The organism is Bacillus sp. FSL W8-1141, from assembly GCF_038593205.1.
GTDB lineage: Bacteria > Bacillota > Bacilli > Bacillales > Bacillaceae > Bacillus > Bacillus altitudinis.
In genome coordinates, this window is the sequence record NZ_CP151973.1 from 1,741,415 (window position 1) to 1,756,160 (window position 14,746).

General features: G+C 42.2%; 13 protein-coding genes and 1 pseudogene. 11 read left to right on the plus strand and 3 right to left on the minus strand.

Annotated features, from left to right (window positions below):
* Window positions 1-68: 68 nt before the first annotated feature.
* The 3 genes and pseudogenes from NSQ52_RS08780 to NSQ52_RS08790 all read left to right on the plus strand — a co-directional run.
* Window positions 69-1,502: pseudogene (locus NSQ52_RS08780) on the plus strand (hypothetical protein); the annotation flags it as partial.
* A 244-nt stretch (window positions 1,503-1,746) separates the two neighbouring features.
* The gene (locus tag NSQ52_RS08785) at window positions 1,747-2,859 is read left to right on the plus strand and encodes a tetratricopeptide repeat protein (RefSeq protein ID WP_342474063.1); all 1,113 of its coding nucleotides are present in this window, start codon (window positions 1,747-1,749) and stop codon (window positions 2,857-2,859) included.
* 463 nt (window positions 2,860-3,322) lie between these two features.
* Window positions 3,323-3,544, plus strand: a complete 222-nt coding sequence (locus tag NSQ52_RS08790; RefSeq protein WP_024719106.1) for a hypothetical protein — start codon at window positions 3,323-3,325, stop codon at window positions 3,542-3,544.
* A 39-nt stretch (window positions 3,545-3,583) separates the two neighbouring features.
* Here the strand turns inward: NSQ52_RS08790 and NSQ52_RS08795 are convergent, their stop codons facing one another.
* Together NSQ52_RS08795 and NSQ52_RS08800 are read right to left on the minus strand one after the other, a co-directional pair.
* On the minus strand, window positions 3,584-4,279 hold the full coding sequence (locus NSQ52_RS08795; protein WP_008343947.1) for a YoaK family protein: 696 nt from the start codon (window positions 4,277-4,279) through the stop codon (window positions 3,584-3,586).
* A gap of 34 nt (window positions 4,280-4,313) precedes the next feature.
* Entirely contained in the window at window positions 4,314-6,179 is a 1,866-nt protein-coding gene (locus tag NSQ52_RS08800; RefSeq protein ID WP_342474064.1) for a DNA ligase D, read from the minus strand.
* A gap of 115 nt (window positions 6,180-6,294) precedes the next feature.
* Here NSQ52_RS08800 and NSQ52_RS08805 point away from each other — a divergent pair, with 115 nt between their 5' ends.
* Window positions 6,295-7,143 carry a Ku protein gene (locus NSQ52_RS08805; RefSeq protein ID WP_007499384.1) on the plus strand — a complete coding sequence of 283 codons (849 nt, stop codon included), beginning with the start codon at window positions 6,295-6,297 and terminating at the stop codon, window positions 7,141-7,143.
* A 28-nt stretch (window positions 7,144-7,171) separates the two neighbouring features.
* Here the strand turns inward: NSQ52_RS08805 and NSQ52_RS08810 are convergent, their stop codons facing one another.
* A complete protein-coding gene (locus NSQ52_RS08810) occupies window positions 7,172-7,615 on the minus strand; it encodes a DUF2188 domain-containing protein (protein WP_007499382.1) in 444 nt (147 codons plus the stop codon).
* A gap of 159 nt (window positions 7,616-7,774) precedes the next feature.
* Between NSQ52_RS08810 and NSQ52_RS08815 the strand changes: the two genes are divergently transcribed.
* The 7 genes from NSQ52_RS08815 (at window position 7,775) to NSQ52_RS08845 (ending at window position 14,648) form a co-directional block, all read left to right on the plus strand.
* Entirely contained in the window at window positions 7,775-8,248 is a 474-nt protein-coding gene (locus NSQ52_RS08815; protein ID WP_342474065.1) for a VOC family protein, read from the plus strand.
* A gap of 48 nt (window positions 8,249-8,296) precedes the next feature.
* Window positions 8,297-8,710 carry an Rrf2 family transcriptional regulator gene (locus NSQ52_RS08820; protein WP_008343943.1) on the plus strand — a complete coding sequence of 138 codons (414 nt, stop codon included), beginning with the start codon at window positions 8,297-8,299 and terminating at the stop codon, window positions 8,708-8,710.
* 135 nt (window positions 8,711-8,845) lie between these two features.
* Complete coding sequence (locus tag NSQ52_RS08825) at window positions 8,846-9,697, plus strand: SDR family oxidoreductase (RefSeq protein ID WP_342474066.1); 852 nt, start codon at window positions 8,846-8,848, stop codon at window positions 9,695-9,697.
* A gap of 505 nt (window positions 9,698-10,202) precedes the next feature.
* The gene (locus tag NSQ52_RS08830; RefSeq protein ID WP_342474067.1) at window positions 10,203-11,519 is read left to right on the plus strand and encodes a M48 family metalloprotease; all 1,317 of its coding nucleotides are present in this window, start codon (window positions 10,203-10,205) and stop codon (window positions 11,517-11,519) included.
* Between the two features lie 247 nt (window positions 11,520-11,766).
* On the plus strand, window positions 11,767-12,483 hold the full coding sequence (locus tag NSQ52_RS08835) for a (Fe-S)-binding protein (RefSeq protein ID WP_041092692.1): 717 nt from the start codon (window positions 11,767-11,769) through the stop codon (window positions 12,481-12,483).
* Window positions 12,484-12,504: 21 nt separating this feature from the next.
* Window positions 12,505-13,929 (plus strand): LutB/LldF family L-lactate oxidation iron-sulfur protein, encoded by a 1,425-nt coding sequence (locus NSQ52_RS08840; RefSeq protein WP_039167696.1) that lies wholly within the window; start codon window positions 12,505-12,507, stop codon window positions 13,927-13,929.
* Window positions 13,926-14,648: a lactate utilization protein C gene (locus NSQ52_RS08845; RefSeq protein WP_342474068.1), complete on the plus strand. Its 723-nt coding sequence runs from the start codon at window positions 13,926-13,928 to the stop codon at window positions 14,646-14,648. The genes NSQ52_RS08840 and NSQ52_RS08845 overlap by 4 nt, the downstream gene beginning before the upstream one ends.
* The last annotated feature ends 98 nt before the right edge of the window (window positions 14,649-14,746 follow it).

The window sequence follows — 14,746 nt, forward strand, 5'->3', positions numbered from 1 at the left end:
GTATGTCTTGAAGATTCCACAGTTTGAAAGTAGTGAGAGACATGTGCGCCCAACTTAATATGTGTGGAGGAATAACCGGCCCGACTGGAGCCACTGGTCCAACGGGAGTAACTGGCGCGACCGGTGCAACTGGAGCCACTGGTCCAACGGGAGTAACTGGCGCGACCGGTGCAACTGGAGCCACTGGTCCAACGGGAGTAACTGGCGCGACCGGTGCAACTGGAGCCACTGGTCCAACGGGAGTAACTGGCGCGACCGGTGCAACTGGAGCCACTGGTCCAACGGGAGTAACTGGCGCGACCGGTGCAACTGGAGCCACTGGTCCAACGGGAGTAACTGGCTCAACAGGAGTAACTGGTCCAACGGGAGCCACGGGTTCAACTGGAGTAACTGGCCCAACGGGAGCCACAGGTTCAACAGGAGTAACTGGCCCAACGGGAGCCACAGGTTCAACAGGAGTAACTGGTTCAACAGGAGTAACCGGCGCAACCGGCTCGACGGGTCCAACAGGAGTAACTGGCCCAACGGGAGCCACAGGTTCAACAGGAGTAACTGGCCCGACTGGAGCCACAGGTCCAACGGGAGCCACGGGTTCAACCGGAGTAACTGGCCCAACGGGAGCCACAGGTTCAACAGGAGTAACTGGCCCAACGGGAGCCACAGGTTCAACAGGAGTAACTGGCTCAACGGGAGTCACGGGTTCAACAGGAGTAACCGGCCCAACGGGAGCCACAGGTTCAACAGGAGTAACCGGCCCAACGGGAGCCACAGGTTCAACAGGAGTAACTGGCCCGACTGGAGCCACAGGTCCAACGGGAGTAACTGGCCCGACTGGAGCCACAGGTCCAACGGGAGTAACTGGCGCAACCGGCTCGACGGGTCCAACGGGAGCCACGGGTTCAACGGGAGTAACCGGTCCAACCGGCTCAACAGGAGTAACTGGTCCAACGGGAGCCACGGGTTCAACCGGAGTAACCGGGGCAACAGGAGCCACGGGTTCAACCGGAGTAACTGGCCCAACGGGAGCCACAGGTCCAACGGGAGTAACTGGCTCAACCGGAGCAACAGGTGACACAGGTCCAACCGGTACTAGTTTAACAACTAACTCGATGTACGCATCCAATACGTCGGGAAGTACGGTGCTGGTTGTTTTAGGCGGAACGGCAGTGACGCTGCCTAATAACCAAAGTTTAGATGGATTTACCGTAAGTGGTGGTAATACGGTGTTTACTGTACCTGTTTCAGGGCGGTATTTTATCACGTATCAAGTAAATACAAGCGCTGCACTTCTGGCAGGAACAAGGGTGATTAACAACGGAACACCCATAGCAGGGTCTATTTTAACACCTGCTTTATCTACATCTACCTACAATGTATCTCTCATTACAACACTTGCAGCAGGGAATCAAATTTCTCTTCAAATATTCGGTTTAGTCGCAACCGTAGTATTACTTGGCGGGGGATCTGTTGGAGCGGCATTAACCATTATCAGATTGGAATAAATCCAAAAAGCCCAATAAGGGCTTTTTTTCAATTCAACCGTGTCCTTTAGTAGAAAAAAGACGGAATTTTTAGTGTATACATCATTGACTAGGAGAAAGAAACGCAATAACAAAGGAATCGGTTATTGAAGATTCAAGTGATTCATATTAAAATGATGTCAAATGGACGAATTAGCAATTGCTAATAGAAGTTCCATATTTAGTGAAATCATGTGGTGTAGCTGAAGGTGATTGGGGGTGTAGAATGAGCAAAGTTCCTGTGGCGGAATTGGCATCACTATTAAATGACTGGAACATGGAAATCAAAAAAGATCATGCAGATGAGGCAGAACGGCTATTTGCTAAAGCGAAACAGGCAGTAGAGGAAATTGATGATGCTGACATCCTCATGTATTATTCTCTTCTAGAGAAAAGGCATCATATTCTGATGTACAATTTAAGAGGGCAAAAGGGCAATGTTTCAACGAAAAGTATAGAAGGCCATTATGGGAAAAAAGATGATGATTTGTCTAATCGCCTTGCTTATTATTTTGATTTTTATGAGGGTGTGTATGAACAGCATCAGGGGAATTATGAGGTTGCATTACAGATGTATCAAAGTGCGGAAAAGCTCTTAGATAAAATTCCAAGTGAAATCGAACGCGCTGATTTCGATTTTAAGGTCGCGTGGCTTTACTATCGCCTGAGTCATATTATGCTTTCATTAAGTTATATTCGTAGGGCTCTACACGTCTATAAACGTCACAAGCAATATGAAAGAAGAACTGCACTTTCATATTCTCTTATTGCAGCCAACCTTACAGAGATTGGCAGGTACGAAGAAGCGCTTGAGAATTATCGTTTAGCGGAAGAGGTGTTGACTAGCGAACAGGATGATTTTATGCTGGCTCAGCACCACCATAATGTGGCCATTTTATATTCATTTTGGAATAAACCGAAAGAATCTATACGACATCTTGAAAAAGCATTGTCTCATCAAGAGTATTATGATTCAGATTTCTTTTTCCATTCTACGTATCTGATCAGCCGGGAACTCTGTGTGATTGGTGAAAAGCAGCGTGCAAGTCAGTATATAGAGGCTGCATATGCCCGAATGAAAGAAGCTACTCATGAAGTGTTTCAGCTCAAAATAGGCATCGTACATGATCTTTACTTAACGAATGTGCCACAAAGATTTCAGCAAATTAATGAGAAATTAAGAAAGTTAGAAGAAAAGAATGAATATCATGAAGTGAAAGAGCTTTCTCACTTTGCTGGAAAGTATTGTGAAAAGCAAGCACTTTATGAGCAGTCTGTTTTTTACTTGAATAAAAGTTTAGAAGCGGATTTACATATGAAAAGAATGGGGTTGATATAAGATGAAAACAGGATTAAAAGTATTATTCGTTGTAGGTTTAGCGGTCGCTGCGGCTGTTTTAACTGAAAATGTAGCGGGTTCTTTCGAAGTAGCAGAAAAAATCATTGGTGGTTAATCACCCAATCATATCCTCGCCCTTGTTGAGAATCATCAGCAAGGGTTTTTTATATGGCTGAAAATAGGCTCTTCTTATTAAACGCTGCAAGAACGTTTAATAAGAAGAATTCGCAACAAAGGGGGTGTGCAAATTTGTTACCTGCTCCATTATTCTAAATAAACATGGGGCAGAGCAACAAGTTAAAAAGGTCACCTTTCTTTGCTTAATTTAATTTTTTGCAGGACTTTTCATTCAAATTTCATCAAATTGGTCTATTGTACATAGAAATTGTTACAAAAGAGGGAACACCGCTCCATTTGTCACGCATATGATGAGATGAGGTGTAAGTTGAAGGCAGGTGATTGTATGGATTCACGGGTGTATGGAGGCTTTCATGGCGGCGGTTTTAGCGGCGGAGCAGTGGGACCTCATATTGGCTTTGGCGGGTATTATGTGAGCCCTGGCGTGTTCTCGGGCTTAGGAGGTTACCCTGGATATGGGGGGTTCGGGACGTTTTCTGGATATTCTCCATATGGCTCCACATTCATTATGGGGCGTCCTCCTGGTTTTTATGTAAGAAGTTATTAATGTTTCATCACAGTGATTGAAATAGCCATCTAAGATTGGCTATTTCAATTGGTGAAAGTGCTTAAATGTAGCTGTGATCACAATAACCCCTAGGATGCAAATAGGCAGCCAAATGATGATAAACGGATCGTAAGCATCTGTATACGCAGCTAAAGCAGCTCCTAGGCAGTAAAAGACAATAGAACCGATTCGCAGCAAGCTCACATGTTGAATAGGGGCTTTTCTTTTTTCCCGATTTGATAAGCGCTGCGCCAAATCTTCAAATAAGTTAGCAAGTGTACTCGTTAAAACTGTTGTAGAAATGCCAGCGACATTTAATTTGCGTGCGGCCGCCGTTTGCATGCCCATCGCCATACTTAAAAGGATAATCAGCATAAAATAAGCACCTTGCGTATAAGGAAAAATGGTCATAAGAGCAAATAGAAGCAAGATGATGACTTCTATGATAAAGATGCGTGTAACGGCTTTTGGCCAAAATGTTTTTTCTTGTTTTCCACCTATGACAACAGCTAGTAAAACACCTAGAACAAATCCACTAAGTGCCGTGATGGAATGAAGAGCGGTTAACTGCAATGAACTGCCTGCTGCAATGCCAAGCAGTACAATATTTCCCGTCATATTTGCTGTAAACACATGCCCTAGGCTTAAATAGCCGATAACATCCACTATTCCTGCGGTAAGACATAAGAACATCAGGGCAATGTTTCGTATTGAGTGTGCGGTCAAAATGGTCATCCCTTTCTTTCTCTCTAATGAATAAGTGTAACGCTTAATGACCGCTTATGTCCATTTTATGAGCTGGTAACATGTCCTGCAGCTGATATAAAACTTGTCGAAAAGAATCATCATTCACATGGTGCCTCATTTGCCGGAATGGGTCGCCTTTTTCCTTTAGACGTTTCATAACAGCCGGCATCGTAAATAAAGAAGGGTGACATTCTTCGCTGTTTAATTCTTCCCATTCGATCGGTGTTGCAACAAGTCCGAGCTCGTTTCCTCTCGGGGAATACGGGGCGATGATTGTTTTTCCAGCATCATGTTGAAGGTAGTCTAAATATAAACGGTTGCCGCGGTTTTTCTTTAGACGCTCTAGCGTAAACAGCTCGGGTGCTTGTTCACATAAAAATTGGCAGATGAACGCAGTGAATTGTCTAGTTTGTTCATATGTGAAGGCATTTTTCTTCAATGGGATATAAACTTGCAGCCCTTTCCCACCACTTGTTTTAATAAATGCGGTGAGAAAGAGTCCGTCTAAAATGACCTTGATTCGTTTGGCTGCTTCTATTGCTAGGTGAAACTCTTTAACAGAAGGCGGATCTAAATCAAATACAATTTCTACAGGCCGATCTGTATCTCGCGTTTCAAAAGGAATATGAAACTCCATCGCCAGCTGGTTACCAAGCCAAAGCAACGTGTCAGGATCATTACAGATTGTGTAAGTAATATCGTGCGCTTGATCTGTCTCAACAAAATCAGGCGCATAATCGGGCGTTGCCTTTTGATAAAAAGATTCTCCACCAGTGCCATGAGGAAAGCGTATTAACGTAAGACGTCTTTCACGTAAAAAGGGTAATAAATAGGGAGCGGCTTGCCTCAAATAAAGTAAGTAATCTGCCTTTGTGATATGAAGGGCAGGTACAACCGGTTTCTCTGGGTGGGTGACGTCAATCATAGCTGGGAGCGGATAAAGCTGTTTGAGCATGTGTTGAAAGGTACACGTTGATGGGTCTGCATCGAATAAAAACGAAGAAAACCGGGGCTCTCGTAAGGCTGATCCATCAAAAGAGATACAGGCAATCTTTGCGACAATGGATGGTGGGATTTCATAATGTGATGCTCCAGTCATTTGACCTTTGGTTAGAAATAAGGTGCGCAGGGTTTGTTCTTCTTCTTTAGAAAAACCATGCTTAAATTGGACAACCTCTATGAGATTCGTTTCTTGATAAAGGCATCCTTGAAAATAGCCATTGTCTTTATCAAAACGAGTCACGATGACAGATACATACCGCCAATTTTTGATTTTGAGCCATTCTTTCGAGCGGGTATGCTCCTGCCATTTACTCATCTTCTTTTTAGCAACTAATCCTTCCGCTAAATAGGTCAGCATGATTTTTTTCATGTCATCAGGGCTGCTATCGGTTTGGATGATTTGAAGAAGAGAGGGGTGATTCAGCTGAACGGAGGGAGGAAGATTTGCTTCTTGGAACACCTCATGCAGCTCAGCTTTTCTTTCAATCAGCGGTAAATCAACGAGGGATTTCCCTTTAAATCTCAATAGATCAAATGCAATCAAATGACATGGAAACCGCTTAGCCTGGCGTTGAATGGTTTCTGTGTTTTTCAGGCGGCCTCTTTGCTGAACCTTTGTAAAGTCGCTTTCTTGTTCACTCAGTAAAAAGACCAATTCTCCATCTAGGGTCAGCGGTAAAAAAGGTGCAAGCTGCTTTGTTAGTTGCTGGCACTGATCAATGACTTCAGGGAATTGTTCATTTAATCGCTTTCCGGCTCTGCTCACTAAATGGATGGTGTCTTTTTCCCAAATAAGAATGACCCTGAAGCCGTCATATTTTAATTCATACAGCCAGTCTGCTCCAACAGGAATATCATGTGCAGACGTTAAACGCATCGGTTTCATTGTGTTTTTCACTTCCTTACATCATGTGTTCTTAGAGTGGGATGAAATTTTCATAAACATACATAACTCTGATGAAAACATTACATAGTAAGGAGAAAAGAACGGAGGCGTTACGATGCATACAGTGTGGAAGGGTGGCATTAGCTTCGGACTGGTGAATATTCCAGTCAAGCTGTTTACCGCTACAGAAAACAAAGATATTAAATTAAGACAGCTTCATAAAGAATGCCATACGCCGATTAACTACAAAAAGGTTTGTGCTAACTGCGGCGAGGAGGTAGCGCCAGAGCAAATTGTAAAAGCGTACGAGTACGCCAAAAATAAATTCATTGAATTGGATGAGGAAGAACTCGAAAGGCTGAGAAAAGAAAATGAAGAAAAAGCCGTCGAAATTATTGATTTTGTGAAGATAGAAGAAATCGATCCCATCTATTATGAAAGAAGTTATTTTCTATCTCCAGATACTGGCGGAGCAAAGGCTTATTCATTATTAAGAAAAGCGTTGCAAGAATCAGGGAAAATCGGTGTAGCCAAGATCATGATTCGCTCAAAGGAGCAATTAGCGATTGTTAGGTGCTACGAACATATTTTACTAATGGAAACCATTCATTTCCCTGACGAAATTAGGCAAGTGTCAGACGTCCCAAATATCCCGCAAGAGGAAAACATCGTGAAGAAAGAGTTAGATACGGCACTCCTTTTAATTGAGCAGCTGACCACCACATTCGATCCAGCCGCTTATCGCGATGAATACAGAGAGCAGCTGATGAATGTAATTGGAGACAAAATCTCTGGAGAACATACCGTTCAACCAGCAACGACAGGTAAAAAAGAGGCTTCATCCAATGTCACCGATTTGATGGCCGCTTTGCAGGCTTCTATCGATCGATCAAAACCAGAAAAAACGAAAAAAGCAGCACCTAAGAAAAGAAAAGCACCCGCTAAAAAAGAAAAGAATGCATAAAGAAAAGACCGCTCGCCAAAGGGCGGTCTTATTTTGGCTTCACCACATCCTGAATCGTCCCGTCTGTTCGGTGGATGACAACTGCTGTTCCTTTTTTAGATGAAATCTCTTTCGCGCGGTCGATGGCTTCCTGTTTCGTTTCTTTTACCTCACTTGCACGCTTCGCTTTTTCAGTTTGAACCGCCCAGCCTTCATCATGTTTCACGACATGCTGCGCATGATCCATGAGCTCAGGTCGTGCAGAGCTGCTTTTCTTAGAAGGAGTCACAGAACCATGAGAGTGAAAGTCCTCCATTTCTTTTTCCGTCGCATTCTTTTTCCACTCTTTTGCTTGATTGATCGCAATTGGAATCGCTCTACCTTCTTCATAGCCTTCCTGCACCATTTTGTTGGCAATCTCAAGTGCTTTTTTTCGAATGACTTTGTCTAGTGATTGGAATGAAGCTGGATAATCTTCCATTGTCCAAGGCATATTGAACGCTCCTTTCTTTTATTTGAACACCTTCCCCCATATGCAATGGATCAAACATTTCACCATCTCAATCCAATGGCTTGGTTGAAATACATCGTTTTGCTGAGGAAGAATGTTTTCAATTCCTGCACAATAGAAGATAGTAAAGGAGTGATTGAAATGATGATGAAAGGCTTGTATGAAGCACATTTACCTGTGAGTGATTTGAAGGCATCCATTTCTTTTTTTGAAAAATTGGAATTAACGCTTGCTCATGAAAATGAACGAGTGGCCTTTTTATGGATTGAGAAAGGAAAGAGCTGGCTCGGCCTTTGGAAGGTTGATATGTCCACTGTTCCATATCACCCAGCGACGCGACATGTGGCCTTCCAAATAGAAACATCCAGCATTGACCAGATCAAAGAATGGCTGATAGAAAAAGGGATCAGCATACATCCGATGTTTGGCTTTTCGGAAGAGCAACAGCCTTTAGTACTTGATAATCCACCACAATTTCATGCCGCCATTTATTTTCTTGATCCCGATGGGAATCTGCTTGAATGTATTGCACCGCTAGAAATTGATGCAGCAAAACATCATGAGATGATGACATTTGAAGATTGGGAAAGAAAGAAAAATCCGTTTATTGATTGACAAATCCATTCATTGTAACTATATTGATTACAACGGTGGTGAAGGAATGTGAAACAAATTAGCAGCAGGTATACCATTGCTGTTCATATCTTGTCTTTTATTGCGGGTGTTTCAAAAGAGTGCACAGGGGATTTTATTGCAGAAAGTGTCAATTCAAATCCAGTCATTATCAGAAAAATGATGGCTATGCTCAAAAAGGCGGATCTCATTGAGATTCGCCGAGGAGTTGGCGGTGCTTCCTTAAAAAGGCCGGCAGAGGACATTACTCTACTAGATGTGTACCGGGCTGTGGATGTAAGCGCAGATGAAGAGTTATTTAACTTTCATCAACCAGTCATTGCATGTCCAATTGGTCAAGCCATGGATACGAGACTGCGGCAAGAACTTAAAGAAGCACAGTCCGCACTTGAGCATCACCTTAAACAAGTGACAATTAAGCAATTATTAATCGAGGCAGAGTAGAAAAAGCTCATACATAGAGCTTTTTTTACCCCTTCGTTGTAACCGTTTTGATTATAACGGATGATCTGATGTAAGAAACCAGCTGCTTCATACATGAAACATCACCGTTGAACGAAAAATGAGGAGGTCAAATCAATGACATTATTAGTGACAGGTGCAACAGGACAACTTGGATCGCTCGTCGTCAAACATTTGCTCGCAAAAGTACCAGCTGAACAAATTGCGGTCAGTGTTCGAGATCCACAAAAAGCAGTACATTTGAAGGAAGCTGGGGTGGATGTGCGCAAAGGAGACTTCACACAGCCGGATACACTTCAATCAGCGTTTCAAGGGATTGACCGTCTTTTGATCATTTCGTCTGGGGATGGAGAACGAGTGAAGCAGCATCTAAATGCCATCGAAGCAGCGAAAGCAGCGAATGTGTCATTTATTGCTTATACAAGTGTTGCCAATGCAAGGGAAAGTCAGCTTAACCTAGCACATGACCATGCAAAAACAGAAGAAGCGATTTTGGCCTCTGGCATCCCCCATGTTTTTTTAAGAAACAATTGGTATGTGGAAAATGAAAAAGATACGATTCTGGCATCAGTCAACGGAGCGCCGTTTATCAGTCCGATTGGTGAAGGTAAAGTCGGCTGGGCAACAAGAGATGACTATGCAGAAGCAGCAGCAAATGCGTTAACAATGCCGGCACATGATCAGGAAATCTATGAATTGTCAGGACCGCTTCGCACACACACTGAACTTGCACAAATGGTTAGCAACGTGAGCGGGAAAGAAATCAAAGTAGAACACATGGATGTAGATACATTTGGAGAATTTTTAGCGTCAAATGGTGTACCGAAAGAAGCTGTTCCATTTGTCAAAGCGATGCAAAGCGGAATTCGCGATGGGGCATTAGCAGTCGAAAGCCATGATTTCGAAAAACTATTAGGCCGTTCTTTAACACCTATTGAAGATAGAATACGAGAAATGATATCAAACTAAACAATTAAAAACGCCCTGTAAAAGGGCGTTTTTTCTATCCTTGTTGATCCGTTATTTTGAAAAAATAGGTGTAATGTCCATTTTGTCGTACATATTCTTGTATGTAGATGTTAGAATTTTATGAGATGATTCCAGCAAATGAATGACGCTTACTTTATTATGAAATACATTATTCAAGATATTCATTTTGTTTTAATCCTATTAAACAGCAGGATGTGATGACATGTTACGCAAAGCCTTCCTCTCTTATTTGACTGCCAGTATGATCACAATCATCGTCATTATGATTGAACTCGGTTTTCGTTCAGCCGTTGTTTCACCATTTGTTTTACTTGATTCGAACGAAGAAAGCAACCCAAAAGTATTCGTCGCTCATTCGCTATATCAGGGTGACGTTTTATTAACCTATCAAGACGGTTCTTTCAATGGCCCTTCAGAAGCATCCCTTCAATTAAGTGGAAAGAACATAAATCTCACACAGATCCCATCTGCGAATGGAATCAGTATGATTGAAACAGACAAAATAATGAATGATAAGGCATTGGTTTTTCTAAGAAAAGGTTTTGTACCTATCCATGATGAGACGATCATGATGGAACAGGTAACGCAAAATCCCTTCTTTTCTACATACAATCTAACAAATCTAACAGAAACAACTAAGATCAACACAAACTTTAAGTATAGCATCACATTTGTTACATTCATGACTTTAATGGGAATTCTTTTGCCCGCTTTTTTATTTTTCCTTTTTAACCTTCATGAATCGATGAAAAACCTATTCACATTATTCATTCCCTTTGTTCTAGCCATTTTTCTTCCCTTGGGATTAAATTATTATTTTTTAATGGGATACGTGCTATCAGTTACAGGATCTTATGTATTGAGTATGATTTTCTCTATACTTGTGCCTAGTTTCCTGTCAGTCTTATTGACAGCTTATTCATTTGAGTACGTGACAAAAGATTCTTTTGATGTATTAGGAGAAAATGATGACACTTTAGGAAATTCATTCTTCCTAAACGTTAGGGAGCAAGCCGTTTTATTTGGTGCTATCACATTATCCTTGATATATTTCGGCTCTTATTTAGCCATGCCTTTGGCGTTTCAAGCGAAGGTTATGGATCATCTTTTTCTATTTTGTGCTTGGTATTTCGCCCTAGTCATCTTATTTATTATGGGTTACTCATTCATTCAAAAAATGATAAATAAGTATGAAGTCTTACGGACGGACGAATTCATAAATATTTGCACAGATATTGAGCATCAAACGAACCAAAAGGTAAAAATATGGGTAAAAAAAGACTCACGACATGATGTGAATGCCTGGATATATTCATTTCAACTTCCATTTAGAAGAAAAGTCAATCTATATGTGACGGAAGGGTTATTAGATAAGTTTGATACAGAGGAAATTCGTGCGATCTTATTCCATGAAATGGGACATGTGAAATTAAAACATGCGCATTTCACCATTTACCTCACTGTGATTGTCACCTTACTTATGGGAATCAGTATGTATAATGCCAGACAGGTGATGCTTTCCAATGGTTGGTGGCAATATATTTTGTTGTTCCCAGCAGGGATATTGATCATGATATTTATGACGGAGTGGCTGCCAAAGAAAATGAGTCGGTTATTTGAGATTCAGGCGGATCGCTTTGCTGTTCACCATCTTGAGAATCAAACTCTATATCTCAATACTTTGATAAAATTAAGTCATTTGATTGAAGAAGATGGAGATGACGGAAGAAAATCTGAATGGCGTGAAAGTCATCCTTCTTTTGAAAAACGAATTCATCACATAAAGAAAATCAAGAAGTGAAGGCGGTTTGTGTGAAAGACGACACTTCCTTCGGTAGTATGAAGAAATAAAAACATGAATGTTCTCAAACGCCCTGTAAAAAGGGCGTTTTTTTCATGTACCTTCACAAGCACAATATCCAAATTTTAAACAAATCCGTTCGTTGAAATTTCAGAAATTTGGGATTAAAATGAAATGAAGGTCCATTATTTAGTCATCAGATGACCAGATATAAATCAAGGTGCAGCAAAAGAAAGGAAGTTCGCCGATGAGAGTCAGTTTATTTGTCACCTGTATCATTGATACGATGCAGCCACATGTAGGAAAGGCGACTGTCGAGGTGTTAGAGCGGCTCGGTGTTGAAGTGGAATTCCCTGAGGCACAAGTGTGCTGCGGGCAGCCCGCCTTTAACAGCGGCTATACAAAAGAAACAATCAAAGCGGCCAAAAATATGATGAAAGCCTTTGAATCAGCTGAATATGTCGTCACACCATCAGGTTCTTGTAAGGCCATGTTTTTAGAATATCCGCACCTTTTTAAAGAAGACCGAGCGTGGTTCGCCCGTGCTCAGGCACTTGCTGCGAAAACATATGAATTAACGGAATTTATTGTTGATATATTACATGTAACAGATGTAGGAGCGAGTTTGAAAGGAAAAGCCACCTATCATACCTCCTGCCATATGACGAGACTGCTTAGAATTAAGGAAGCGCCTTTCACACTGTTGTCAAATGTCAAAGATTTGGTGATGGAACCATTGCCTCGCGCTGAAAATTGCTGCGGATTTGGAGGAACTTTTTCAATCAAAATGACACCCATTTCTGAGCAGATGGTCGATGAAAAAGTACAAAGCATAGAGGAGGCAGGCGCTGAATATATCATCGGTGCTGACTGTGGATGTCTGCTCAATATCGGAGGAAGGCTGAATCGTCTTCATAAGCCAGTTAAAGTGATGCATATCGCAGAAGTGTTGAATAGCCGCTGAAGCTAAGAGGGGGAACGGCACATGAGTATGAAAATTGGAGAGAAGGCTTTTAAAGAGCGGATCGGCGAAGGATTAGAAGACGCTGTGATGAGAGGAGCTGTTTCCTCGGCACAGGAGCGTCTGTATAAAAGGCGGATGACCGCAAGTGAAGAGCTTGGAAACTGGGAAAAGTGGCGGGAACTTGGAGAGGACATCAGGCAGCATACACTTGCCCATCTTGATGACTACTTATATCAATTAAGTGAGAGCGTGAGTAGACGTGGAGGTCATGTGTTTTTTGCAAAAACAAAGGAAGAGGCATCGGCGTACATCCAAGATGTAGCACAAAAAAAAGCAGCAAAAAAAATCGTGAAATCAAAATCAATGGTCACAGAAGAAATTGAAATGAATGAAGCGCTAGAAGAGATTGGCTGCGAGGTAGTTGAAAGCGATCTTGGAGAATATATTCTTCAAGTTGATGACCATGAACCACCTTCACATATCGTGGCACCAGCCCTTCATATGACGAAAGAACAAATACGGGAAGTTTTTCACGAAAAGCTTGGATATGATATGTCAGAGACTCCTGAAGAAATGACCAAATTTGTAAGAGCTTTGTTACGAGAAAAATTTCTTGAAGCGGATATTGGTGTGACGGGCTGTAACTTTGCTGTGGCTGACACAGGATCGATTTGTCTTGTGACGAATGAAGGGAATGCGGATCTTGTCACGTCTATTCCAAAGACACATATCGCAGTCATGGGGATGGAGCGGCTTGTACCAACGATGGAGGAGCTCGATGTTCTTGTCGGTCTATTGTGCAGAAGCGCAGTCGGTCAAAAGTTAACAAGCTATATCTCTGTCGTGGGACCAAAAGGAGAAGGAGAGGTCGATGGACCAGAAGAGTTTCATTTGGTCATTGTGGATAACGGACGGTCAAATATATTAGGGACGGAATTTCAGCCAGTTTTGCAATGTATTCGGTGTGCAGCCTGTATCAATGTGTGCCCCGTTTACCGGCATGTTGGCGGTCATTCGTACGGATCAATTTACCCGGGTCCGATTGGCGCTGTTCTTTCGCCGCTACTTGGAGGATATGACGACTACCAAGAGCTTCCTTTCGCCTCAAGTTTATGCGCAGCCTGTACAGATGCTTGTCCAGTGAAAATTCCACTTCACGAATTATTAATCAAACATCGACAAGCCATCGTTGAAAAAGAGGGGAGAGCGCCTAAAGCGGAAATGATGGCAATGAAAATGTTCGGAATGGGCGCATCCACTCCTAGAATGTATCGATTTGGAACAAAAGCAGCCCCTGTGCTCTTGAAACGTATGGCTTCAAACGGACAGATTTCAAAAGGTGCGGGTCCTTTAAAGAATTGGACAGAAATTCGTGACCTCCCAGCGCCAAGCAAAGAAAGGTTTCGGGATTGGTTTAAAAAGAAACAAAAGGAGGAGCGGCAATGAAAGGAACCATTTCTCATCGAGATCCATTTTTAGCACATATCCAGCAACAATTAGGCAAAAGCTCCTCCAAGCCTGCATCTATTCGGCGTCCGGCTTGGAAGAATCGAGTCAATTGGGAAACAAATGAAGGTCTGTCGAAAGAAGAATTGGTAGAGCAATTGAAGATGCAATGTCAGCAAATTCATACGAGAGTGGTAGAAACAACGCCAAAAGAAGCACCCTCAACGTTACGATTATTGATGAAAGAGTATGGAGAAGGTCCTGTGATGACTTCGAGCGATAGACGTTTTGTACAATATGAATGTCATCCTATGTTTCAAGCCTTGCGGAAAGAAGGAATCTCAGTCACTAGCTGGAAGGCAGATACATCAAGAGAAGAAAATATAAGGCAGGCAGAACAAGCGAAATATGCAGTGGTATTCAGTGATTACACACTTGCAGAATCCGGAACGGTTGTTCTTTCCTCCCATCAAGGTCAAGGGAGAGCACTTCATTTTTTACCGATGATGTATATCGTATGTATTGAAAAAAGCACAATTGTCCCGCGGATGATTCATGCTGCTTCAGCTCTTCATCGCTTAGTAGAAGAAGGAGAGCAGACGAAAGGCGCCATTCATTTTATATCAGGTCCAAGTAATTCTGCCGATATTGAAATGAATTTAGTGGTTGGTGTTCATGGGCCGGTGCGGGCTGTTTATGTATTAATAGATGATGAATGAGGCTTTCGTGAAGAAAGCCTTTTTTATGTAAACATTCTTAAAATTCATCTTGCTTCTAGGCGAATAGTCATAGTAAGATGACGTCATACAAGATGAGA

Bases quoted from the DNA above. Each gene is read 5' to 3' on its own strand.
- NSQ52_RS08810 (WP_007499382.1), bottom strand. From the start codon at position 7,615: ATGCCTTGGACAATGGAAGATTATCCAGCTTCATTCCAATCACTAGAC.
- NSQ52_RS08795 (WP_008343947.1), bottom strand. From the start codon at position 4,279: ATGACCATTTTGACCGCACACTCAATACGAAACATTGCCCTGATGTTC.
- NSQ52_RS08805 (WP_007499384.1), top strand. From the start codon at position 6,295: ATGCATACAGTGTGGAAGGGTGGCATTAGCTTCGGACTGGTGAATATT.
- NSQ52_RS08845 (WP_342474068.1), top strand. From the start codon at position 13,926: ATGAAAGGAACCATTTCTCATCGAGATCCATTTTTAGCACATATCCAG.
- NSQ52_RS08830 (WP_342474067.1), top strand. From the start codon at position 10,203: ATGATTGAAACAGACAAAATAATGAATGATAAGGCATTGGTTTTTCTA.
- NSQ52_RS08800 (WP_342474064.1), bottom strand. From the start codon at position 6,179: ATGAAACCGATGCGTTTAACGTCTGCACATGATATTCCTGTTGGAGCA.
- NSQ52_RS08825 (WP_342474066.1), top strand. From the start codon at position 8,846: ATGACATTATTAGTGACAGGTGCAACAGGACAACTTGGATCGCTCGTC.
- NSQ52_RS08785 (WP_342474063.1), top strand. From the start codon at position 1,747: ATGAGCAAAGTTCCTGTGGCGGAATTGGCATCACTATTAAATGACTGG.
- NSQ52_RS08815 (WP_342474065.1), top strand. From the start codon at position 7,775: ATGATGATGAAAGGCTTGTATGAAGCACATTTACCTGTGAGTGATTTG.
- NSQ52_RS08835 (WP_041092692.1), top strand. From the start codon at position 11,767: ATGAGAGTCAGTTTATTTGTCACCTGTATCATTGATACGATGCAGCCA.
- NSQ52_RS08840 (WP_039167696.1), top strand. From the start codon at position 12,505: ATGAGTATGAAAATTGGAGAGAAGGCTTTTAAAGAGCGGATCGGCGAA.
- NSQ52_RS08790 (WP_024719106.1), top strand. From the start codon at position 3,323: ATGGATTCACGGGTGTATGGAGGCTTTCATGGCGGCGGTTTTAGCGGC.